Genomic DNA, 20,594 nt, shown 5'->3' on the forward strand with positions numbered 1-20,594 from the left:
CGCAGGCTGCGACTGACGGCGCAAGCATCGCCGCCATCCGAGCCATCGCGCAAGGTCCCGGCCGTGCGCCCTACGCAGCCCGGCTCCGCAAGGAGCCGGGCCTTTTATATAGAAGCTGGTCAGGCGGCCTTGTTCTTCAGCGCGCCGATGATCGCGGTCAGGACCGCCCCGCCGGCGCCGCCGGCGATCAGGTTGGTCAGGATGCCGCCGATGCTGAGATTGCCGCCCTGCGCCGCAGCGCTGATCGCCGGCAGCACGATCGGGATCAGTTGCCCGAGCACACCGCCGCCGACGAGGCCGGAAATCGTGTTGCCGATCGTCCCGAGATCGAAGCTCGGGCTGGCCTTGCCTGCCGCATTACCGCCGATCGCACCAGCGATCAGGTTCATCAGGATCTGTTCCATCTCGGCCCCCGCATCTTGATGCACCGCCCGAAAGACACAGGCCTGGGAGGAAGCGATGCGTTCCCCGCGGCAGGGGCACGATGCCCCGGCCGGCAGGATGCGACAAGCCGCCGCGCCTCGCCATCAACCGCAATCTGCTCAGTCGAGGGTGATGGCCGCGATCAGCCGCCCGTAATCGGGCTCGCCGCGATGGGTCGTGCGCCGGTAGCTGAAGAAGCGCTGCTCGTCGCCATAGGTGCACAGACCCATATCGACGAATCGGCCGATCCCCGCCTCCTGCGCCTTGAGCCCGATGAAGGCCGGCAGGTCGAACATCGCATGCGCGGCGCGCTCGGACGGCGTGAAGAAGCGGGAATAGGTCGGGTTCCCGGCCTTGAAGCGTTCGATGAATTCCGGCCCGACCTCATAGGCCTTGGCGCTGATCGTCGGACCGAGGACGGCGGTGATGCGCTCGCGCCTTGCGCCGAGCTTTTCCATCGCCGTCACGGTCGCGCCGACGATGCCGGTGAAGGCCCCCTTCCAGCCGGAATGGGCGGCGCCGATCACCCGCGCCTCGCCATCGGCGAAGAGAATCGGCCCGCAATCGGCGGTGGAGACGCCGAGCGCGACATGCGAGGCCGTGGTCACCATCGCGTCGGCCTTGGGGCGCTCGCCCGGCCAGGGGCCGGTCACCACCTCCACATCGGCGGAATGGACCTGGTAGAGGCTGATCAGGTTCTCCGGCGCGACTTCGAGATGACGCGCCATCCGCGCCCGGTTCTCGACGATCGCCGCCGGGTCGTCGGCGGAGCCGAGCCCGCCATTGAGCGACGCATAGATGCCGGTCGAGGCGCCGCCTTCACGGGTGAAGAAGGCGTGACGGATACCGGCTTCTCCGGCGAGTTCGCGGGCGGTGATGAACATGATCTCGTCCGGTTGGTGCGAGGCCGCGAGGCTCCACTGAGGTCAGCCCTGGTCTGGCAGCCGATGAAGGTCAAATCCGGGCAAGGGCGGCAGGTTCCGCTGCGATAGCGCGAGAACCTTGAACAAATCGCCCATGCCGGTCTCGCCTTGAGCGATCAGGCGGTCGAAGGCGGCGGAAATGGCCGCCCGCTGCTCGGCGTCCGCCTTGAGCGACAGGGCCTGCGCCCGCTGGGGAAGGCCCAAAGCCAGCAGGAAATCGCGCTGCATCGCCGGCCCGTGCGAGGCGGCACCGGCCTTGAGCGCGGCCTGCCCCATGCGCTCGAAATCGACATGGACGGTCAGGTCCGCATCGCCGGGCTCTGCGAGCGGATCGACGAATTCATGCCGCTTCATGGCCTGCAGCGTATCGCCGAATCCAGAGCGCGCCGAGCCGTAGTCGATGAACAGAGCCACCCCGCCTTGCGATGCCAGATGACCAGCTAGCCGCGTGACGATGTCGAGGGCTACGGCGGGCTGTTCGAAGATGGAGCCGGCAGCCGCAGTGATCTTCAGGGCACCTTCGCCGGCAGCCGACAGACCGAAGGCGAGGTCGCCGTCATCGCCCAATCCGACAAGCCGCTCCCGCCAGCCCTCCGGCGTCATCACGAACTGGTCGAGCGGCAGGGCGTCAAGGAACTCGTTGGCGATCACGACCACCGGACCGTCGAGCGCAGTGGCGATCGTCTCATGCCAGACCGGCTCGAACCCCTTGAGCGCTTCCGCCTGCCGGGCGCGCAGGACCGGGCTGGTCTCGACGAGATGAACCGACAAAGCTGCGTGGAAGCCCGGCACGATCCGCGTCGCCCGCAGCATGTCGGCCATCAGCGTCCCGCGCCCGGGCCCGAGCTCGACGAGCCGGAACCGTCCCGGTGCGCCCATCGCCTGCCAGGCATGGGCCGCCCAGAGCCCGATCAGCTCGCCGAACATCTGGCTGATCTCCGGCGCCGTGGTGAAGTCGCCCTCGGCCCCCAGGGGATCGCGCGTCATGTAATAGCCGTGGCGGGGATGCCCGAGCGCCAGCGCCATGTAGCGGCCGATGCCGATCGGCCCGTCCTGCCGGATCAGGTCGATGATCTCGGCCTTGAGCGTGGTCACGCCGGCGCCTCGCCGGGCGCCTCGCGCCGGCTGCGCAGCACCAGCCACAGGCCGGCGAAGAATACCGGCAGCGACAGCAGCATGCCCATGGTGATGCCGCCCGAGAGCGCATCGACCGAGGTCCCGAACAGGAAGCCGAGCTGCGGATCGGGCTCGCGGAAGAACTCGCAGACGATGCGGGCGACCGCATAGCCCATGCCGAAGACGCCGGCGACGAGGCCCGGCCGCCGGAAGCCGCCGAAGCGAACCAGCAGATTGACCAGCACGAAGAGCAGAAGCCCCTCGGCGAAAGCCTCGTAGAGTTGGCTCGGATGGCGCGGCAGCGGCCCGCCATTGGGGAAGACCATGGCATAGGGGAAATCGGGCGCCGGGCGGCCCCAGAGTTCGCCATTGATGAAATTGGCGATGCGCCCGAGCAAAAGCCCGATCGGCACCACCGTCGCCGCCAGATCGAACACCGACAGGGCCGGATAGCCGCGCCGCTTGGCGAAGAGCCACAAGCCGAGCGTCGCGCCGATCAGGCCGCCATGGAAGGACATGCCGCCCTGCCAGATCGCCAGGATGTCCTGCGGTCGCTCGAGATAGCGCGGCAGATCGTAGAACAGCACGAAGCCGGTGCGTCCGCCGAGCACCACGCCGAAGGCGACGAAGAGCAGCATGTCGTCGAGTTCGACGGCTTGCGGCCGCGCCCGCCCGCCCCAGAGCCAGTCCGACGCGACGAGCTTGCGCGCATACCACCAGCCGCCGAGCAGCCCGACGACATAGGCAAGCCCGTACCATTTGATCGAGAGCGGCCCGAGCTGCAGAGCAATGGGATCGATCATCGGGAAGGGAATGGCGAAGACGGGCATGGCAAGGTCCGGTGGCGGGCGCGGCGAGATGGCCGCGCGCCCGCTCAATGGTCAAGGAAAAAGGCTGGCGCGTGACAGCCTGCCTCATAGCTTAACGACCAGCTTGCCGAAATTCCGGCCCTCCAGCAGGCCGATGAAGGCCTCCGGCGCATTTTCCAGCCCAGTGACGATGTCTTCCTTGTATTTGACCGCGCCCTCGGCGATCCAGCGCGCCATCTCCTCCCGGAAGGTCGGCGCCTGCGCGGCGGCGAATTCGCGCTGGATGAAGCCGCGGATCGTCAGGCTCTTCGAGAGAACGTCGCGCATCATGCCCGGCAGCCGGTCCGGCCCCGGAAACGCGCCGCTGGCATTGTATTGCGCGACGAGGCCGCAGACCGGGATGCGCGCGAAGGTGTTGAGCAGCGGGAAGACGGCATCCCAGACATGGCCGCCGACATTCTCGAAATAGACGTCGATGCCATCGGGGCAGGCCGCCGCGAGCTTCGCCGCCATGTCGGGATCGCGATGATCGATCACTGCGTCGAAGCCGAAGGTGTCGCGCACGAAGGCGCATTTCTCGGGGCCGCCGGCAATGCCGACCGCCCGCGCGCCCTTGATCCTGGCGATCTGCCCGACCGCCGAGCCGACCGGCCCGCTCGCCGCCGCGACGACGACCGTCTCGCCCGGCTTGGGCTGGCCGATGGTCAGCAGACCGGCATAGGCGGTGAAGCCGGGCATGCCGAGCACGCCGAGGGCCGTGGTCAAGGGCGCAGCTTTCGGATCGAGCTTGCGCAATTGCGCGGCGTTCGCCACCGCATGCGACTGCCAGCCGGAATAGGAGAGCACGATGTCGCCCGGCTTGAAGGCGGGATCACGGCTTTCGACGACCTCGCCGACCGTCCCGCCTTCCATCGGCTGCCCGATCTCGGTGGCGGCGGCATAGGATTTCGCAGCGCTCATCCGCCCGCGCATATAGGGGTCGAGCGAGAGGTAGAGAATCTTGAGCAGCACCTGCCCCTCGGCGGGCGCCGGGATGGCGGCGTGCTCCAGCCGGAAGTTCTGCGGGCTGGGACGCCCCTCGGGGCGGGAAGCGAGAACGATGCGAACGCTGTCGGACTGGGACATGGGTTTCGATCCTCGGTGATATCGGCGCGAGTCTGTCTCAATCATATTGGCGCAGCCTGAGACCGAGGGCAGTCCCCTCGCCCTGCATTCACAGCCGGCGCGGGCGCGTCGATGACATGGCAATCCGTGAGCCGGGCTTCGCTCAGCCGCGGCTGTGGCGCTCGCGCAGCCGGTCGAAGGCCGAGGGCCGCCTCCGCGCCTGCCAAGCGGCGATGATCGCATCCGCATTGGCCTCCCGGGGCTGCATCCCATCCACCTCGAGATCGTAGAGGCAGTAGGAATGAATGCGGTGGAAGTCGCGCCGGGCATCGCCGAGCGGCCTGTCGCCCCGTTCCCGCTCGCGCCGTTCGAGTTCGTCGAGCGGGCAATGCACACCGACGAAGAAGACGTCATGCCCGGCGAGCGTGTCGGCGAGCCGCAGCAGCCAGGCCTCGCTTTCCATGATGTGCTCGACGACGAGGTCGTTGCCGGCCTCGACATAGGCGGCGAGCGAGCGTTCGAAGCCGAGGAAGAAGGCTTCCCGCATCATCCGCCAGTCGAATTCCCCGCTCTTGATCCGGGCGCTCGGCAGCACGCCGGAATCGCGGAGATGATCAATCGAGATGTGCCAGAACGGCAGGTCGATCCGCGCCTGGATGGCCCGCGCCAGCGAGGACTTGCCGCTGCTCGACGCGCCGTTGAGCAAGATGATGCGGCCGGGCGTGGTCGGAATCATTCTTCCCGCTCCGGCAGCGCTTCGGTTTCGAGCGTCGCCAGAAGCTCCTTCAGAAGTTCCGCCAAGGCCACTCGCTTGGCCGGGTCGAGACTTGCGAGGAACTTCGCCTCGCTTGCCATGTCGGCGCGCAGCGCTTCCTCGGCCCGCCGGAAGCCCAGCTCGGTCAGGACAACGAGCAGGCTGCGCCCATCCTCCGCCGATTTCTCGCGGCGGATCAGCCCGGCTTTCTCCAGCCGCCCCAGCCGGTGCGTCAGCCCGCCGGAGGAGATCATCAGGAAGCGATAGAGCGCTGTCGGCGTCAGTCGATAAGGCGGCCCGCTGCGACGCAAGGTGCTGATGACGTCGAATTCACCGCGATCGAGCCCGAACCCCGCAAACGTCTCCTCGATGCTCGGCCGCACGAGATTAGCCAGCCGGTAAGCCCGACCCAGGATCGCGGTCGGCGTCGTATCGAGGTCCGGCAATTCCCGGGCCCATTGCGCCCTGACCCGCTCGACATGATCCATCTTCGTCATCGCCTGCCCTTTCTCATCCCTCCTCTGCCTCACAGCGGGCTTCGCGCCAAGAGATATCTTGACACGAAGATAGTTTCGGATAATTATCTTAGCACAAAGATAGATTGGAGGAGACGGTGATGACGACGGCGATCGACAGCGACATCCTGCGCAGCGGCACGAGCCGGACGGTGAAATTCGAGGGCGGCGGCTATGGCTCGCAGGTCTCGTTCTTCCTGGTCGACAACGAGCCGGGTCAGGGACCCGGCCTGCATGTCCATCCGTATTCGGAAACCTGGGTGATCCGGTCCGGCGAAGCGGAATTCACGGTCGGCCGGGAAAAGCTGCGGGCCGGCGCCGGGGCGATCATTATCGGCCCGGCCGGAATTCCTCACAAATTCGTCAATATCGGACCTGGGCGGCTGGAGCTCATCTGCATCCACGCCAACGACGCGATCGTTCAGGATTGGGTCGAGGAGGGAGCTGCCGCCTGAGCGCGCACAGAACTGCCGTTGTGCGAAACGAATGCGCCGGCCTTGACGACGCCGCGCCGCCTTAAGGGCGCAATGGGCGATCGCGGTGGCAGACGAAATGCAAGGGCGGCGCATCGTGGCGCCTGCCCCTGGTCATCGTCAGCGAAGCTTCAGAGAGATTTCGCAGCGGCCTTGCGGGGCCGCTTTGTTGCCGCCTCGGTGCGTGAGGCAGCGGCCTTGGCCGCAGCCTCCTCGGCATCCCGGGCAAGGCGCAGGGCCCGCAGCTTTTCGGTCTTGAGGCGGGTCTGGCTGGCCTGATCCTCAAGCGCCTGCCACGCAACAAGGGCATCCTTCTTGCGCTGCTCGGTGGTCTCGAAAGCCGCCTGCGCCCGAGCCTTGATCTCGTCCAGCTTCATGTTGCGGCTCGACATTCGAAACTCCTTACTCAACAGCCCGGATCGGCCTCCCCCGATCAGATGGAGGGAGGACGCGGTGCTCCGGCTCCGGGGCCAGCTCCGGGACGGCCCTTGCCGAGGGGAAGCTTGCGCTTCGGCGCCGGCAGCAGGCCTTCGCGCTGCGCCTGCTTGCGGGCAGCCTTCTTGGCGCGGCGAACCGCCTCGCCCTGCTCACGCACGCGTCGTTCGGACGGCTTCTCATAGGCGCGGCGCTGCTTCATCTCGCGAAACACGCCTTCGCGCTGCAGCTTCTTCTTCAGAACGCGGAGCGCCTGCTCGACATTATTGTCCCGAACGAGAACTTGCATGGTTGTCCTTTCCAAAAACACAAAAGGGCCGGGCTTGTTGGTCCCGACCCTTCGACTTAACCGCTGGTGCGAAACTTCGTGTCGCGGCGCCGGTACATCCGTGGTCGCCTCAAAGCGTCGTCGTTCCGCCTCCCAGGCGGTTACTCGGCCCGCAGGTTGTCGGCCGAGCTCTTGCCCGAACGCTTGTCCTGGACGATCTCGTACGAGATCTTCTGGCCTTCGCGCAGATCGCGCATGCCGGCACGCTCGACAGCGCTGATGTGAACGAACACATCCTGGCCGCCATCGTCAGGCTGAATGAAACCGAAACCCTTGGTGGCGTTGAACCACTTAACCGAACCAGAAGCCATATGAGCCTCCCGCAAACATGTTTATCCAAGCCCCATGGAAAACATGCGGCAGTGAGTTCGATCAAAGGAAGAAAATCATCAGCATCTCGCGCTCGAAAGCAGCGAATGGCCAAGTCATCGGGCCTAAATCGAAATTAACAATTAGGCCATGCCCCCCCTAATGTCAATCAGCGGCGGGATGGCTGCTCCGGGAAACGAAAAAGGCGCGGCATGAAAAGCCGCGAACAACGATGAAAAACCATCACCGATCGTGCCGCACTGCCGGTTTCATCGAGGATGTGCCTCGGCGGCGCCGCCGCATCCGCTCTCCTGACATGACGAAGCCGCTGCGGCATCCTACATGGAGGCCGAAATATAGAGATCAAGAGTACAGAAGCGCATGAGTCGCGAACGCCAGGACGATCTGCCCCAGGACGAGTTCGAGGACGAGGAGGACACCCTCCCCGCGCCTGAAGCCGCGCTCGCCCTCGCGGAAGCCGCCCCCGGCGCGCTCAAGGCCGGCATCGAGATCATCCAGCAATTCGCCAGGCATCTACCGAACAAGCCGGGCGTCTACCGGATGTTCGATCGCGCCGGCGAAGTGCTCTATGTCGGCAAGGCCAAGAGCCTGAAGAACCGCGTGACCTCCTACGCCCGCGGCATGGCGCACACCAATGCCGTCGCCCGGATGATCGCCGAGACGGCGAATATGGAGTTCGTCACCACCGGCACCGAGACCGAGGCCCTGCTGCTCGAATCGAACCTGATCAAGCAGCTCCGGCCGCGCTACAACGTGCTGCTGCGCGACGACAAATCGTTCCCCTACATCCTGCTGACCGGCGACCACGACGCTCCCGCGATCCTGAAGCATCGCGGCTCACGCCAGCGCAAGGGCGACTATTTCGGCCCCTTCGCCTCGGTCTGGGCGGTGACGCGCACCATCGACGCGCTGCAGAAGGCCTTCCTGATCCGCACCTGCTCGGATTCCTTCTACGAGAACCGCACGCGCCCCTGCCTGCTCTTCCAGATCAAGCGCTGCGCCGGCCCCTGCACCGGCGAAATCTCGATTCCCGATTATCAGGCGCTCGCCGGCCAGGCCCGCGACTTCCTCTCCGGCCGCTCCTCCGCGGTGAAACAGCTCCTTTCCGCCCGGATGCAGGTCGCCGCGGAAGAGCTCGAATTCGAGAAGGCGGCGCGCTATCGCGACCGCCTCGCCGCGCTATCGGCCGTTCAGGCCGGGCAGGACATCAATACGCAGGGCGTCGAGGAGGCCGATGTCTTCGCCATCGACGAGCAGGCCGGGCAGTTCTGCGTCGAGATCTTCTTCTTCCGCAACCATCAGAACTGGGGCAACCGCGCCCTCTTCCCGCGCGCCGACCGCTCGCTGACCCCGGCCGAGGTGCTCGCCTCGGTCATCGCCCAGTTCTACGACGACAAGCCGCCACCGCGCCTCGTGCTGCTTTCACACCCGGTCGAGGAAATCGAATTGATCGGCCAGGCGCTCACGACCCGCGCCGGCCGCAAGGTCGAGGTCGCCCATCCCAGGCGCGGCGAGCGCGCCGACCTGATGGCCCATGCCGTCAAGAACGCCCGCGAGGCACTCGCGCGCAAGCTCGCCGACAATGCCGGCCAGACCGCCCTGCTCGCCACGCTCGGCACCGCCTTCGGCATGGAGACGCCGCCGCGCCGCGTCGAGGTCTACGACAACTCGCACATCATGGGCACCAACGCGGTGGGCGGCATGATCGTCGCCGGGCCGGACGGGTTCGTGAAGAACCAGTACCGCACCTTCAACATCTCGGCCGACACCATCGCCGGCGACGATTTCGGCATGATGCGCGAGGTGCTGACGCGCCGGTTTGCCAAGCTGGCGAAGGAAGAAGGCATAACCCTTAGCCCTCATCCTGAGGAGGTCGCATCGGCGACCGTCTCGAAGGATGCTCCAGAGGGCGACGGAGCCTCGCCGATCATCCTTCGAGACGCGCCTGAAGGCGCTCCTCAGGATGAGGGCTCGCGCGGGAAAAGCCGCAAAATTGCAAAGCCAAGGAAAGACGAGGACGGCTTCCCCTCCCGCCCCGATCTCGTCATCGTCGACGGCGGCAAGGGCCAGTTCACCGCCGCGCTCAAGATCATGCAGGAGCTCGGCGCGGCCGACATCCCGCTCGTCGCCATCGCCAAGGGGGAAGACCGCAACGCCATGCGCGAGACCTTCCACATGGCTGGCCGCGAGCCCTTCAAGCTGCAGCCGCGCGACCCCGCGCTCTATTTCATCCAGCGCCTGCGCGACGAAGCCCACCGCTTCGCCATCGGCACGCACCGCGCCAAGCGCAAGCGCGAGACGATGAAGAACCCGCTCGACGAGATTCCCGGCATCGGCCCGTCACGCAAGCGGGCCCTGCTGCTGCATTTCGGCACGGTGAAGGCGATCCAGCGCGCCAAGCTCGACGATCTCATGCGCACGCCCGGCGTCAATGCCGCGACGGCCAAGGCAGTGCATGATTTCTTTCATGATGCGTAGAGCATTGCGCGAAAAAGTGGGAACCGGTTTTTCGCAGCAGCAATGCTCCATTATATCAAAAGCGAGCACGTTTTTCGCCTTCGGACGCCTGCGTCCGAAGGCGACGTGGTCGCGAAGTTCTGCCACATTCACGCTGTTGCGTGTTGACGCTGCTGCCGCCGCCTTGCTTTGGTGCATCCCGTGACGATTCTTCCAGACGCCATCAGGCGGCGCGGCCCCTGGTCGCTGCCCAACCTCCTCACCTACGGGCGGATCCTGGCGATCCCGGCCCTGGTGGCGATCCTGTTCTGGCCGCGCGACGACTGGATGCGCTGGCTCGCGCTGGGAATCTATACGCTCGCCGCCATCACCGACTATCTCGACGGCTACATCGCCCGCGCCTGGAGCCAGCAATCGGCGATCGGCCGCATGCTCGACCCGATCGCCGACAAGCTGCTCGTCGCCGCCCTGCTGCTGATGCTGGTCTATACCGGGCAGATCGAGGGCTGGACGCTCTGGGCTGCGATCGTGATCCTCTGCCGCGAAATCCTGGTCTCCGGGCTTCGCGAGTTCCTGGCCGACCTGAAGGTCAGCGTCCCCGTCAGCAAGGTCGCCAAGTGGAAGACGACGGCGCAGCTCTTCGCGCTCGGCTTCCTCGTCGTCGGCCCGGCCGGCGACAAGGTCCTGCCCGGCAACACCACGATCGGCATCGTCCTGCTCTGGGCCGCCGCCGGCCTGACGATCTATACCGGCTGGGACTATTTCAACGCCGGCATCCGCCATCTCGTCGCGGAAGACGAGCGCACGCCATGAATACTGTGACAGCGACCGCAACGACGGGCACACGCCCCGTCCGCATCGTCTATTTCGCCTGGGTGCGCGAGCGCGTCGGCCTGCCCGAAGAGACGCTCGACATCCCCGCCGACCTCGCCACCATCGCCGATCTCGTGCGCTGGCTGAAGGCGCGCGGCGAAGGCTATGAGGCAGCCTTCGCCGACGAGGCCGTCGTGCGGGCCGCGCTCGACCATGTCCATGCCAAGCCCCACGCCCGGCTCGGCGCTGCCCGCGAGATCGCTTTCTTCCCGCCGATGACGGGCGGGTGACGGTCATGTTGCGACGCCCTTGTCATTCCGGGGCCGCGCAAAGCGCGGAACCCGGAACCCAAGACTGGGTGTGCCGGGAATGGCAGCCTGTTGCAGACCGCTCACCCGGTCGTGGGTTCCGGGTTCGCGCCTGTGGCGCGCCCCGGAATGACAGGGGCGACCAATGACCCCGCTGATCCGCATCCAGCGGGAAGACTTCTCGCTTCAGGACGAGATCGACGCCCTCTCGGCCGGCCGCGCCGATATCGGCGCCGTCGTCTCCTTCACCGGGCTCTGCCGCGACGAGGCCGGGACGCTCGCCGCGCTCGAACTCGAGCATTATCCCGGCATGGCCGAGGCCGAGATCGCCCGTGTCGCGACCGAGGCTGCCAGCCGCTGGCCACTCATGGGTCTCGTCGCGATCCATCGCTACGGACTGGTCCGGCCGGGCGAGCAGATCGTGCTGGTGCTGGCGGCTTCCGCCCACCGCCGCGCCGCCTTCGAAGCCGCGGATTTCATGATGGACTATCTCAAGACCCGCGCCCCGTTCTGGAAGCGCGAGCACCGGGCCGACGGCACGCTCGGCGGCTGGGTCGAAGCCAAGGCGGATGACGATGACGCGGCGAAGCGCTGGGAATAGCGGCAGGGCGCCGTCATTTCGAGACATCCGCAGCGACGAGCTTCGAACTTCAGGACACGAGAAACACGAAAGGGGCCACATTGCTGCGGCCCCTTCTTCAATCGTGTGGTGATCGCTTCCCGGCTCACGGCCGGGGCCCGCTCGCGAATGGTGGAAAGCTTCCGGGGCTGATGGCCCCCTACGCCGCCTTCGTCTGCGGGCGCACCGCCGCCGAATAATCTTCCATGATCACCTTGCCCATGTTGCCGGTGATGAAGTTGTACGGGCCGATCTCGGCGACCAGCGTCACCTCGGCGGCCGAGCCGGTGATGAAGCACTCGTTGAAGCTCTCCAGCTCCTCCGGCCGGATGCGCCGCTCGACCACCTCGAAACCGCGCTGGCGGCAGAGGTCGATCACCGACTGACGGGTGATGCCGTTCAGGAAGCGATCGGCCAGCGGGGTGTGGATCACGCCGTCCTTGATGAAGAAGATGTTGGCGCCAGTGCATTCGGCGACATTGCCTTCCCAGTCGAGCATCATCGCGTCGGCATAGCCGCCGCGCTCCGCCTTGTGCTTGGAGAGCGAGCAGATCATGTACAGGCCCGCCGCCTTGGCATGGACCGGCGCGCAGGCCGGGTCGGGCCGGCGGTAGTCGGCGACGTCGAGGCGGATGCCCTTCAGCTTCGCCGCCATGTCGAACATGCTCGGCCATTCCCACACGGCGATCGCGGTGTGGATCGTGTTGTTCATGCCGGAAACCGCCATCATCTCCGAGCCGCGCCAGGCGACCGGGCGGATATAGGCGTCCTTCAGGCCGTTTTCCTTCAGGCAGAGATATTTGGCCTCGTCGAGCTCGGCGACCGAATAGGGGATCGTGAAATCCATGATCTCGGCCGACTTGTGGAAGCGCTGCGAGTGCTCGGTGCACTTGTAGATCACGCCGTCATAGGAGCGCTCGCCCTCGAAGATGCAGGAGCCGTAATGCAGTCCATGGGTCAGTACGTGAATCTTGGCGTCCTTCCACGGCACGAGCTTGCCGTCGAACCAGATGACGCCATCGCGCTGGTCGAAAGGAATGACTGACATGGACCTTCTCCTGGGTGCTCGTTTCCGGAACTCCGGCACAGCCGTTTTCGGAACGCAAGCGCGGGTCTAAAGCTGCGTTGCAGCGAGACGCTTTGAAATAATCGTTCGCTCAGCGCCCTTGACCGGTAATCTTCCGTCTGAGATATGTCAATAAGGCTGACCCAAATTTTTGGACACGTGTTTTGGCCCCATCCCCTTCCGATGCTGACGACCTGCCGCTCAGGCCTTCCTCCGAGGCGGTGCCCCACGATCTGATCGAATTGCTCTTCTTCGCCTATCGCGACTTCGTCGGCGATCCCGACCGCATCCTCGCCGATTACGGCTTCGGCCGTGCCCATCACCGGGTCCTGCATTTCGTCCAGCGCCGGCCGGGCCTGACCATCGCCGAGCTGCTCGACATCCTACAGATCACCAAGCAGAGCCTGAACCGCGTGCTCAAGGAACTGGTCGAAAAGGGCTATATCGAGCAGCGCACCGGCCGGCAGGACAAGCGCCAGCGTCATCTCCACACCACGGCCTCCGGCCAGGACCTGGCGCTTCGCCTCGTCCGCCTCCAGGCCAAGCGCATCAACCGCGCCCTCGAAGGCGCCAACCCCGAGACGGCGGCCATCGCTGCGCGCTATCTCGCCGCCCTGATCGACCCGGCCGAGCGGCCGAAGGTGGAACGGCTTCTCGACAAGCCTTAGCAATCTCGGCTGCACCCCTTGTCATTCCGGGGCGCGCCGCAGGCGCGAACCCGGAACCCACGACTGGGTGAGACATTCGATCCCGAGTCGCTAGCCGCTCACCCAGTCGTGGGTTCCGGGTTCTTCGCTGCGCGAAGCCCCGGAATGACAAGGGTAGCGCTATCCAAGAACGATCGTCATGCCGTCTTAGCGGCGACCGGTTCCCTGCGTTATGCTATGGGAGCCCTGCACCGCGAGCGCGCCGGCCCAAGACCGGCGCAGGAGAGAAGGCGCGAGGATGATCGCAACCGAGACCCTGGCGAAGCCGGCCCGCAAGCCGCTGCCCGACGAGGCCCCGCATATCCTCGTCGTCGACGACGACCGGCGCCTGCGCGAATTGCTGGGGCGCTTCCTCGGCGATAACGGCTTCCGGGTGACGACGGCGGCCAATGCGGCCGAGGCCGACACGCGGCTGGGCAACCTCGTCTTCGACGCGATCGTGCTCGACGTGATGATGCCGGGCGAGAACGGCTTCGATTTCGCGCGCCGCTTCCGCGGCGGCTCGGCCGTGCCGATCCTGATGCTGACCGCCCGCGCCGACGGCAAGGACCGCATCAACGGCCTGGAAATCGGCGTCGACGACTATCTCTCGAAACCCTTCGAGCCGCGCGAATTGCTGCTGCGGCTTGGCAATATCCTGAAGCGCACGCTGGTCGTCGAGGCCGCGCAATCCGGCACACGGCCGGATTTCGTTCGCTTCGGCCCGTTCATCTACGGGCTGGCGCGCGGCGAATTGCGCAAGGGCGAGGAGACCATCCGCCTGACCGAGCGCGAGCGCGAGATCCTGACGGCATTGGCCGAACGCGCCGGCGAGGTGGTGCCGCGCGAGGAGCTGGCGGCGCAGGGCTCGGCCGCCAATGACCGCACCGTCGATGTCCAGATGAACCGTCTGCGCCGCAAGATCGAGCGTGACCAGACCGACCCGCTCTATCTCCAGACCGTGCGCGGCGTCGGCTACAGGCTGGTGACGGACCGCTCGTGACGCCGCTGCAACCTGGCAGGAAAGGCCCATCCGCGCTGCGCTCCGGCATGCGGCTGATGACACGCGTCTACGCCGGGCTGGAACGCGCGCTAGATACGCTCGGCAAGGCCGTGCGACCGACGATCAAGCGCATCGGCCGGCCCTTGCAGGTCATCGCGCGCTATATGCCCAAGGGGCTCTATCCGCGCGCGCTCGTCATCGTCATCGCGCCGGTCGTGCTGCTGCAATCGGTCATCGCCTATGTCTTCATGGAGCGGCACTGGCAGACCGTGACGCAGCGCCTGTCCTCGGCCGTCTCGGCCGACATCGCCATGCTGATCGATGTCTATGAAAGCTATCCGCAGGATGCCGACACCGCGACGCTATCGCGCATCGCGGCCGAGCGGCTCGGCATGGACCTCGACATCATCCCCGATTCCGACCTGCCGGCGCCGGGGCCGCGCCCGTTCTTCTCCCTGCTCGACAACGCGCTCTCGACCGAGTTGTCCCAGCAGGTCGCTCGCCCCTTCTGGCTCGACACGGTCGGCCGCTCCAGCCTGATCGAGATCCGCATCAAGCTCGGCAAGGACGTGATGCGCATCCTGACAAGGCGCAACTCGGCCTATGCCTCCAATAGCCACATCTTCCTGCTCTGGATGATCGGGACGTCGCTGATCCTGCTCACCATCGCGGTGCTGTTCCTGCGCAACCAGATCCGCCCGATCCTGAAGCTCGCCGATGCGGCGGAAGCCTTCGGCAAGGGCCGCGACGCCGATTTCCGGCCGCGCGGCGCCCGCGAGGTCCGCCGCGCCGGCAACGCCTTCATCGAGATGAAGCGGCGCGTCGAGCGCTCGATCGGCGAGCGCACGACGATGCTGAACGGCGTCAGCCACGACCTGCGCACCATCCTGACCCGCTTCAAGCTCTCGCTCGCCCTGATGGAGCGTTCCGCGGAAATCGAGGCGCTCGAGAAGGACGTCGACGAGATGAGCCGCATGCTCGAGGACTATCTCGCCTTCGCCCGCGGCGACGCCGGCGAGACCGCCGTCGAGGCCGACATCCGCTCCCTGCTCGAAGAGTTGAAGTCCGATGCCGAGCGTCAGGGCCACCAGACCGAACTGACGGTAATCGGCGATCCGCTGGTCGTGATCCGCCAGGACGCCTTCCGCCGGCTGCTGACCAACCTCGTCTCCAACGCCGCCCGCTATGGCGACCGCATCGCGATCCGGGCGACCCATGACGCGCGCTACCTGATCGTGATGGTCGACGATGACGGCCCCGGCATCCCGCCGGACCAGCGCGAGGATGTCTTCCGCCCCTTCTTCCGGCTCGACGAGGCCCGCAATGTCGATGGCGGCGGCACCGGCCTTGGCCTCGCCATCGCACGCGATATCGCCCGCGCCCATGGCGGCGACATCATACTCGGCGATTCGCCGCTCGGAGGCCTGCGCGCAACGGTCCGCTTGCCGGTCTAGGATCGTTCTCAGCCGGCGCCGATCGGCGCGAGCGCCGGCAAGCGCGCCACCGCATGGTCGACGAAGGCCCGCACGCGTGGCGACGGCTGCCGGCCACCCGGCACCACGAGCTGCACCGGCAGCGGCGGCGGCTCGAATTCCGGCAGCAGCCGCACCAACGCTCCCGACGCGAGATCATCCGCCGCCTGATAGGACAGCACCCGCGCCAGCCCCCGGCCTGCCCGCGCCGCGATCAGCACCGATTCCACCTCGTTGACGATCAGGCGCGGCGTCAGCACCACGGCGCTGCCTGAACGCGGCCCACCGAAGCGCCAGGTCAGCGTCTGGTTGGCGGCGACGCTCGCGATCGTCTCATGCGCGGCGATATCGGCCGGTCGCCGCAAGGGCGGGCAGTTGGCGAGATAGGACGGCGCGGCAACGAGGATGCGTCGGACCTCGCCGACCTTGCGCGTCAGCAGGCCGGAGTTCGGCAAGGGGCCGATCCGGACCGCAAGCTGCAGGTCCTCCTCGATCAGGTCGAGGTTCCGGTCGGCCAGCACGAGTTCGACCTGCACCTGCGGATAACGGTCGAGGAATTCGCTCACCAGCGGCGTGACATGCCGCCGGCCGAAGGAGAGCGGCGCGGTGATGCGCAGAAGACCGCTGACCGGCTCGGCAGCCGCGACACCGAGCGCGGCCTCGTAATCGGCGAGCAGGCGCCGCGCCGTCGCCGCAAGCTCCCGGCCGGCATCGTTCGGGGTCAGGCGCCGCGTCGTCCGCGCGATCAGTTGTGTCCCGACCCGCTCTTCCAGCCCGGCAAGCGCGCGCGTCACGGCCGGGCGGGACTTGCGCAGCCGCCGCGCCGCACCGGCAAGGCTGCCGGCATCGACGATCGCGACGAAGATCGCCAGCTCCTCGATCCGGTCCATTACATCGTTCCGACGATTGAAATTCTGAGTTCAACCGATAGCAGATTACGGCGGTTCAGCGAAACGATCATGATGCCCGGCAGAAGCAGGAGAACCGCTATGCCGTCACCAGAGATCATCCTCCACGGAACGCCCCTTTCGGGTCATGCTCACCGCGTCGAGTTGCTGCTGCTCGCGCTTGGCCTGCCCTATCGCAACGAAGAGGCCCCGGCCGATGTCCGGCGGAGCGATGCCTTCCGCAAGCTCAACCCGCTCGGCCAGATTCCGGTCCTCCAGGACGGCGACCTCACCTTCGCCGACAGCAATGCGATCATGGTCTATCTGGTCCGGCGCTATGCCCCGGACAGCGCCTGGCTGCCGCTCGATCCCATCGGCGCAGCCAATGTCCAGCGCTGGCTCTCGATCGCCGCCGGCGAGGTCATGCACGGCCCCTCGATCGCGCGCCTGATCACCCAGTTCGGCCTGAAGGACGACAAGGCCCGCGCGCAGCGGATCGCGGCCCGGCTGCTCGCCTTCATGGAAGAGCATCTGGCGGCGCGCGACTATCTCGCCACCACCCATCCGACGATCGCCGATCTCGCCTGCTATTCCTATGTCGCGCATGCGCCCGAAGGCGGCATCTCGCTGAAGCCCTATCCGGCCGTGCGGAACTGGCTCGCGCGCATCGGGGCCCTGCCCTTCTTCAAGCCGATCCCGCCTTCGCCCCTCCCCGCAGAGCTCGACGACGATGCTGCCTGACGGCCCTTTCCATGCCGGTGAACTGGCGGCGCAGGCACTGGCCGGCGTCGCCGCTCGCGGTGCCGGCATTCGCGATTTCATGCCGGATCAGCACCGCATCTTCTTCGGGCAGCTCCCCTGGCTCTTCGCCGGCGTGCTTGACTCGGGCGGCTGGCCGCTGGCGACCGTGCTGGCCGCCGAGCCCGGCTTTGTCGGAAGCCCGACCCCGACCACGCTGTCGATCGCAAGCCTGCCCGCCAGCGGTGATCCGGCCTTCGAAGCGCTCCGGCCGGGCGGCCCCATCGGCCTGCTCGGGCTCGAACTGGAGACCCGTCGCCGCAACCGCGCCAATGGCCGGATCGAGACCGTCGGTACGGATGGCTTCACGGTTGCGGTGGCCCAGAGCTTCGGCAACTGCGCAAAGTATATCCAGGTCCGCAACCGGGTTCAGGATGGCAATGAGCCTGCCGCGTCGCCCATGGAGCTGTCCGGGCTTGATGCGCAGGCGCGGACACTGATCGCCGGAGCCGATACGCTCTTCATCGCCAGCGCCGCTGCGCCCGGGAGCGAACCCAGCGGCGTCGACATCTCGCATCGCGGCGGCCGGCCCGGCTTCGTGCGCATCGATGGCGACACGCTCACCATCCCGGATTTCTCGGGCAACAACTACTTCAACACGTTCGGGAACCTGCTGCAGCAGCCGCGGGCCGCGCTGCTCTTCGTCGATTTCGCGACGGGCATGCTGCTGCAGTTGCAGGGTGAGACGGAGATCGTCTGGCAGGGGCCGGAGCTGGCCCAGCTCGATGGCGCCGAGCGTCTCTGGCGTTTCCATATCAGGCACGGCTGGCGCCGGGCCCACGCACTGCCGTTGCGCTGGTCGGCACCGGAATTTGCGCCGACCACCTTGCAGACCGGCCTGTGGTCGGCCGCTGCTTAGAAGAGCCGCCCGCCGATCGGCACCTCGTGCCCCGGCCCGATCAGGACGACCTCGCCCTCGGCGTCGGGAATGCCAAGCGTCAGCACTTCCGACATGAATTTGCCGATCTGGCGCGGCGGAAAATTCACCACCGCGAGGACCTGCCGGCCGGGGAGATCCTCCGGCCGGTAGTGCTTCGTGATCTGCGCCGAGGATTTCTTCCGGCCGACCGTGCCGCCGAAATCGATCACGAGCTTGATCGAGGGCTTGCGCGCCTCCGGATAAGGCTCGGCCTCGACGATGGTGCCGACGCGGATATCGACCTTCAGGAAATCATCGAAGCCGATCTGGGCGGCAGGTTCGGAAGGCGTGCTCAAAATTCCGCCCACCCGTCGTCGCGCGCATCAGGCCTCGGCGCCGTAGCGGCGCTGCCGCTGGAAGCCTTGGCGCGCGGAGCCACCGGGCGCGGCGCCGCAGCGACGGCGGCCCGCATCGTCTGCGAGATCGCCTTGAGCTTTGCGACGTCGCCGCCAAGCTGGAAGCGCGCGACCAGCGAGGAGAGCCGGTCGGCTTCCTGCGACAGCGAATGCGCGGCAGCCGTCGACTGCTCGGCCATCGCGGCGTTCTGCTGGGTCGCCTGATCCATCTCGCCGACAGCGGAATTGACCTCCTGGAGACCCGAGGCCTGCTCCTGCGCCGCACTGGCGATCTCGGCGACGAGCGAAGTGACGCGGGTGATCTCGGACGCCATGCGCTGCAGCGCGCCGCCGGTCTGACCGACCAGCGTGACGCCCTTCTCGACCTCGATGGTCGAGGCGTCGATCAGGGTCTTGATCTCCTTGGCGGCAGAGGCGGAGCGCTGCGCCAGCGCACGGACCTCGGAAGCCACGACCGCAAAACCCTTGCCGGCATCGCCGGCCCGCGCCGCCTCGACCGAGGCGTTGAGCGCGAGCAGGTTGGTCTGGAAGGCAATCTCGTCGATGACGCCGACGATCTGCGAGATTTCCTGGGCCGATTTCTCGATGCCGCCCATCGCCGTCACCGCGTCGCGGACAATGCTGGTCGACTGCTCGGCCTCGGTCTTGACCTGTTCCGTCGCCTGGTTGGCGAGGCGCGCGCTTTCCGCCGTCTGGCGCACCGTCGCGGTGAGCTCATCGAGCGCCGTCGCGGTCTCCTCGACCGAGGAGGCCTGCTGCTCGGTCCGGCTGGCGAGATCGTCCGCCGCCTGGCTGATCTCGGTCGAGCCCGCCTTCATGCTCTCGGTATTGGTCGCGATCTGGCGCATCGCGTCCTGCAGCTTGGCGATGGCGCCGTTGAAGTTGTCCTTGAGCTTGACGTATTCGGCCGAGAAGGCGTCCTCGATCCGGTAGGTCAGGTCGCCATCCGAGAGGTGCTCCAGCCCCTGGCCGAGAGCCAGCACCACGTCGGCCTGGACGCGGGCATGCTCGGCGCGGTCGGCCTCGTTGCGCCGTCGTTCACCATCGGCGGCGCTGCGATGCCCGGCAGCCTCCTCTTCCATCCTGAGCTTGTCGGTCTCCATCGCCTCCTTGGTGAGGGCCGCATCGCGGAAGACGACCAGCGTGCGCGCCATGGCGCCGATCTCGTCGGGCCGTTCCTGATGCGCGATCGTGGTGTCGAGCTGGCCCGCGGCCAGCTCCTCCATCGAGCCACGCAGCGATTGCAGCATGCCGGAGGCGCGGCGGCTGAGGATGATGACGAGGCCGAGCATGACGAGGCCGAGCGGCACCAGCACCTTGGCGACGCCGCCGACCATGCTCATGAAGGCCGCATCGACATCCTGGACATGCAGGCCGGAGCCGACCACCCACTGCCATTGCGGGATGCCGATGATGTAGGAAATCTTGAGCGAAGGCTCCTTGTCGCCGGCCTTGAGCCAGCCATAGTCGACGAAGCCCTCGGTCTTCGCCTTCGCCAGTGTGACCATCTCCTGGACGAAGAACTTGCCGTCCGCGTCTTTGAGCGGCTTCATGTCCGTCGACTGGATCTTCTTGTTGGCGTGCAGGACGCTGATGCCGTCATAATCGATGAGGAAGTAATAGTTCCCGCTGTCGAAGCGCGCGCTGCCGAGCGCATCCATCGCCAGCTTCCTGGCATCCTCATCCTTCAGCTCGCCACTCTGGACACGCGCCAGATAGCCCTTGACCGTCGTCGCCGCGGCTTCGACCGCATTCTTCATCTCGGCCCGCTTGAGCGTGATCATCTCATTGCGGGCGGCATTCAGCGTATAGCCGACGCTGCCTACGGCGATCAGCACGGCCAAGGCCGCGATCAGGCCGAAGGAACGGCTGATCGAAAGGGTCGCTAGCTTCCTGGTGAACGACATTCGCGTATCCTGCGCGATGGGGGAATTCCCCTCATTCGCGCAGGATTGGCTAAGACACGCTTAACGTTGGCGCAGTTTCGCCACATTTTGTCG

Annotated in this window: 24 protein-coding genes; 10 read left to right on the forward strand and 14 right to left on the reverse strand. The window is 66.6% G+C overall.

Features of this window, described 5'->3' with window-relative positions; genetic code table 11:
- Positions 1–119 precede the first annotated feature (119 nt).
- The 7 genes from ACWIEX_RS16280 to ACWIEX_RS16310 form a co-directional block, all read right to left on the reverse strand.
- Positions 120–404 carry a hypothetical protein gene (locus ACWIEX_RS16280; RefSeq protein WP_454034051.1) on the reverse strand — a complete coding sequence of 95 codons (285 nt, stop codon included), beginning with the start codon at positions 402–404 and terminating at the stop codon, positions 120–122.
- Between the two features lie 138 nt (positions 405–542).
- Positions 543–1,307, reverse strand: coding sequence for a peptidoglycan editing factor PgeF (gene pgeF, locus ACWIEX_RS16285; protein WP_454034052.1), 765 nt, complete (start codon positions 1,305–1,307; stop codon positions 543–545).
- Between the two features lie 42 nt (positions 1,308–1,349).
- Entirely contained in the window at positions 1,350–2,441 is a 1,092-nt protein-coding gene (locus ACWIEX_RS16290; protein WP_454034053.1) for a class I SAM-dependent methyltransferase, read from the reverse strand.
- Positions 2,438–3,292, reverse strand: a complete 855-nt coding sequence (gene lgt / locus ACWIEX_RS16295; RefSeq protein WP_454034054.1) for a prolipoprotein diacylglyceryl transferase — start codon at positions 3,290–3,292, stop codon at positions 2,438–2,440. Before lgt ends, ACWIEX_RS16290 begins: the two co-directional genes overlap by 4 nt.
- 84 nt (positions 3,293–3,376) lie before the next feature.
- Complete coding sequence (locus ACWIEX_RS16300) at positions 3,377–4,396, reverse strand: NADP-dependent oxidoreductase (RefSeq protein WP_454034055.1); 1,020 nt, start codon at positions 4,394–4,396, stop codon at positions 3,377–3,379.
- Positions 4,397–4,538: 142 nt separating this feature from the next.
- The gene (locus tag ACWIEX_RS16305) at positions 4,539–5,111 is read right to left on the reverse strand and encodes a chloramphenicol phosphotransferase CPT family protein (RefSeq protein ID WP_454034056.1); all 573 of its coding nucleotides are present in this window, start codon (positions 5,109–5,111) and stop codon (positions 4,539–4,541) included.
- The gene (locus tag ACWIEX_RS16310; protein WP_454034057.1) at positions 5,108–5,626 is read right to left on the reverse strand and encodes a MarR family winged helix-turn-helix transcriptional regulator; all 519 of its coding nucleotides are present in this window, start codon (positions 5,624–5,626) and stop codon (positions 5,108–5,110) included. Before ACWIEX_RS16310 ends, ACWIEX_RS16305 begins: the two co-directional genes overlap by 4 nt.
- Before the next feature lie 119 nt (positions 5,627–5,745).
- On the opposite strand from ACWIEX_RS16310, the gene ACWIEX_RS16315 reads away from it, so the two are divergent.
- Positions 5,746–6,099, forward strand: a complete 354-nt coding sequence (locus tag ACWIEX_RS16315; protein ID WP_454034058.1) for a cupin domain-containing protein — start codon at positions 5,746–5,748, stop codon at positions 6,097–6,099.
- Between the two features lie 149 nt (positions 6,100–6,248).
- Here the strand turns inward: ACWIEX_RS16315 and ACWIEX_RS16320 are convergent, their stop codons facing one another.
- The 3 genes from ACWIEX_RS16320 to ACWIEX_RS16330 form a co-directional block, all read right to left on the reverse strand.
- Positions 6,249–6,509: a hypothetical protein gene (locus tag ACWIEX_RS16320; RefSeq protein WP_454034059.1), complete on the reverse strand. Its 261-nt coding sequence runs from the start codon at positions 6,507–6,509 to the stop codon at positions 6,249–6,251.
- Between the two features lie 41 nt (positions 6,510–6,550).
- Positions 6,551–6,841 (reverse strand): 30S ribosomal protein S21, encoded by a 291-nt coding sequence (rpsU, locus tag ACWIEX_RS16325; RefSeq protein ID WP_091856290.1) that lies wholly within the window; start codon positions 6,839–6,841, stop codon positions 6,551–6,553.
- Between the two features lie 140 nt (positions 6,842–6,981).
- Positions 6,982–7,191 (reverse strand): cold-shock protein, encoded by a 210-nt coding sequence (locus ACWIEX_RS16330; RefSeq protein ID WP_061969466.1) that lies wholly within the window; start codon positions 7,189–7,191, stop codon positions 6,982–6,984.
- Positions 7,192–7,570: 379 nt separating this feature from the next.
- On the opposite strand from ACWIEX_RS16330, the gene uvrC reads away from it, so the two are divergent.
- From uvrC to ACWIEX_RS16350, 4 genes are all read left to right on the forward strand, one after another.
- On the forward strand, positions 7,571–9,688 hold the full coding sequence (uvrC, locus tag ACWIEX_RS16335) for an excinuclease ABC subunit UvrC (protein WP_454034060.1): 2,118 nt from the start codon (positions 7,571–7,573) through the stop codon (positions 9,686–9,688).
- Positions 9,689–9,868: 180 nt separating this feature from the next.
- The gene (gene pgsA / locus ACWIEX_RS16340; protein ID WP_061970249.1) at positions 9,869–10,480 is read left to right on the forward strand and encodes a CDP-diacylglycerol--glycerol-3-phosphate 3-phosphatidyltransferase; all 612 of its coding nucleotides are present in this window, start codon (positions 9,869–9,871) and stop codon (positions 10,478–10,480) included.
- Positions 10,477–10,770, forward strand: a complete 294-nt coding sequence (gene moaD, locus ACWIEX_RS16345) for a molybdopterin converting factor subunit 1 (RefSeq protein ID WP_454034061.1) — start codon at positions 10,477–10,479, stop codon at positions 10,768–10,770. Before pgsA ends, moaD begins: the two co-directional genes overlap by 4 nt.
- 163 nt (positions 10,771–10,933) lie before the next feature.
- Positions 10,934–11,389, forward strand: a complete 456-nt coding sequence (locus ACWIEX_RS16350) for a molybdenum cofactor biosynthesis protein MoaE (protein WP_454034062.1) — start codon at positions 10,934–10,936, stop codon at positions 11,387–11,389.
- A 178-nt stretch (positions 11,390–11,567) separates the two neighbouring features.
- Here the strand turns inward: ACWIEX_RS16350 and ACWIEX_RS16355 are convergent, their stop codons facing one another.
- Positions 11,568–12,455, reverse strand: coding sequence for a branched-chain amino acid aminotransferase (locus ACWIEX_RS16355; protein WP_454034063.1), 888 nt, complete (start codon positions 12,453–12,455; stop codon positions 11,568–11,570).
- A gap of 182 nt (positions 12,456–12,637) precedes the next feature.
- Here ACWIEX_RS16355 and ACWIEX_RS16360 point away from each other — a divergent pair, with 182 nt between their 5' ends.
- The 3 genes from ACWIEX_RS16360 (at position 12,638) to ACWIEX_RS16370 (ending at position 15,616) form a co-directional block, all read left to right on the forward strand.
- A complete protein-coding gene (locus ACWIEX_RS16360; RefSeq protein ID WP_454034064.1) occupies positions 12,638–13,141 on the forward strand; it encodes a MarR family winged helix-turn-helix transcriptional regulator in 504 nt (167 codons plus the stop codon).
- 277 nt (positions 13,142–13,418) lie between these two features.
- Positions 13,419–14,162 (forward strand): response regulator, encoded by a 744-nt coding sequence (locus tag ACWIEX_RS16365; protein WP_061969476.1) that lies wholly within the window; start codon positions 13,419–13,421, stop codon positions 14,160–14,162.
- Between the two features lie 56 nt (positions 14,163–14,218).
- Complete coding sequence (locus ACWIEX_RS16370; RefSeq protein WP_454034065.1) at positions 14,219–15,616, forward strand: ATP-binding protein; 1,398 nt, start codon at positions 14,219–14,221, stop codon at positions 15,614–15,616.
- An 8-nt stretch (positions 15,617–15,624) separates the two neighbouring features.
- Here ACWIEX_RS16370 and ACWIEX_RS16375 read toward each other — a convergent pair whose 3' ends face one another.
- Complete coding sequence (locus tag ACWIEX_RS16375) at positions 15,625–16,524, reverse strand: LysR family transcriptional regulator (protein WP_454034066.1); 900 nt, start codon at positions 16,522–16,524, stop codon at positions 15,625–15,627.
- Positions 16,525–16,623: 99 nt separating this feature from the next.
- Here ACWIEX_RS16375 and ACWIEX_RS16380 point away from each other — a divergent pair, with 99 nt between their 5' ends.
- Together ACWIEX_RS16380 and ACWIEX_RS16385 are read left to right on the forward strand one after the other, a co-directional pair.
- Positions 16,624–17,262: a glutathione S-transferase gene (locus ACWIEX_RS16380; protein ID WP_454034067.1), complete on the forward strand. Its 639-nt coding sequence runs from the start codon at positions 16,624–16,626 to the stop codon at positions 17,260–17,262.
- Positions 17,252–18,178, forward strand: coding sequence for a pyridoxamine 5'-phosphate oxidase family protein (locus ACWIEX_RS16385; protein WP_454034068.1), 927 nt, complete (start codon positions 17,252–17,254; stop codon positions 18,176–18,178). Before ACWIEX_RS16380 ends, ACWIEX_RS16385 begins: the two co-directional genes overlap by 11 nt.
- Here ACWIEX_RS16385 and ACWIEX_RS16390 read toward each other — a convergent pair.
- Together ACWIEX_RS16390 and ACWIEX_RS16395 are read right to left on the reverse strand one after the other, a co-directional pair.
- Positions 18,175–18,534 carry a tRNA-binding protein gene (locus ACWIEX_RS16390; RefSeq protein ID WP_454034069.1) on the reverse strand — a complete coding sequence of 120 codons (360 nt, stop codon included), beginning with the start codon at positions 18,532–18,534 and terminating at the stop codon, positions 18,175–18,177. The two genes, ACWIEX_RS16385 and ACWIEX_RS16390, sit on opposite strands and share 4 nt — an antisense overlap.
- Positions 18,531–20,501, reverse strand: a complete 1,971-nt coding sequence (locus ACWIEX_RS16395) for a methyl-accepting chemotaxis protein (protein WP_454034070.1) — start codon at positions 20,499–20,501, stop codon at positions 18,531–18,533. The genes ACWIEX_RS16390 and ACWIEX_RS16395 overlap by 4 nt, the downstream gene beginning before the upstream one ends.
- Between the last annotated feature and the right edge of the window lie 93 nt (positions 20,502–20,594).

The organism is Allobosea sp. NPDC055353, from assembly GCF_053644975.1.

Coding starts and splice junctions, on each gene's coding strand:
- moaD (WP_454034061.1), top strand. CDS start 10,477: ATGAATACTGTGACAGCGACCGCAACGACGGGCACACGCCCCGTCCGC.
- uvrC (WP_454034060.1), top strand. CDS start 7,571: ATGAGTCGCGAACGCCAGGACGATCTGCCCCAGGACGAGTTCGAGGAC.
- rpsU (WP_091856290.1), bottom strand. CDS start 6,841: ATGCAAGTTCTCGTTCGGGACAATAATGTCGAGCAGGCGCTCCGCGTT.
- ACWIEX_RS16395 (WP_454034070.1), bottom strand. CDS start 20,501: ATGTCGTTCACCAGGAAGCTAGCGACCCTTTCGATCAGCCGTTCCTTC.
- ACWIEX_RS16370 (WP_454034065.1), top strand. CDS start 14,219: ATGACACGCGTCTACGCCGGGCTGGAACGCGCGCTAGATACGCTCGGC.
- ACWIEX_RS16350 (WP_454034062.1), top strand. CDS start 10,934: ATGACCCCGCTGATCCGCATCCAGCGGGAAGACTTCTCGCTTCAGGAC.
- ACWIEX_RS16330 (WP_061969466.1), bottom strand. CDS start 7,191: ATGGCTTCTGGTTCGGTTAAGTGGTTCAACGCCACCAAGGGTTTCGGT.
- pgeF (WP_454034052.1), bottom strand. CDS start 1,307: ATGTTCATCACCGCCCGCGAACTCGCCGGAGAAGCCGGTATCCGTCAC.
- ACWIEX_RS16380 (WP_454034067.1), top strand. CDS start 16,624: ATGCCGTCACCAGAGATCATCCTCCACGGAACGCCCCTTTCGGGTCAT.
- ACWIEX_RS16355 (WP_454034063.1), bottom strand. CDS start 12,455: ATGTCAGTCATTCCTTTCGACCAGCGCGATGGCGTCATCTGGTTCGAC.
- ACWIEX_RS16280 (WP_454034051.1), bottom strand. CDS start 404: ATGGAACAGATCCTGATGAACCTGATCGCTGGTGCGATCGGCGGTAAT.
- ACWIEX_RS16315 (WP_454034058.1), top strand. CDS start 5,746: ATGACGACGGCGATCGACAGCGACATCCTGCGCAGCGGCACGAGCCGG.
- ACWIEX_RS16310 (WP_454034057.1), bottom strand. CDS start 5,626: ATGACGAAGATGGATCATGTCGAGCGGGTCAGGGCGCAATGGGCCCGG.
- ACWIEX_RS16365 (WP_061969476.1), top strand. CDS start 13,419: ATGATCGCAACCGAGACCCTGGCGAAGCCGGCCCGCAAGCCGCTGCCC.
- ACWIEX_RS16300 (WP_454034055.1), bottom strand. CDS start 4,396: ATGTCCCAGTCCGACAGCGTTCGCATCGTTCTCGCTTCCCGCCCCGAG.
- ACWIEX_RS16305 (WP_454034056.1), bottom strand. CDS start 5,111: ATGATTCCGACCACGCCCGGCCGCATCATCTTGCTCAACGGCGCGTCG.
- ACWIEX_RS16385 (WP_454034068.1), top strand. CDS start 17,252: ATGCTGCCTGACGGCCCTTTCCATGCCGGTGAACTGGCGGCGCAGGCA.
- ACWIEX_RS16320 (WP_454034059.1), bottom strand. CDS start 6,509: ATGTCGAGCCGCAACATGAAGCTGGACGAGATCAAGGCTCGGGCGCAG.
- lgt (WP_454034054.1), bottom strand. CDS start 3,292: ATGCCCGTCTTCGCCATTCCCTTCCCGATGATCGATCCCATTGCTCTG.
- ACWIEX_RS16375 (WP_454034066.1), bottom strand. CDS start 16,524: ATGGACCGGATCGAGGAGCTGGCGATCTTCGTCGCGATCGTCGATGCC.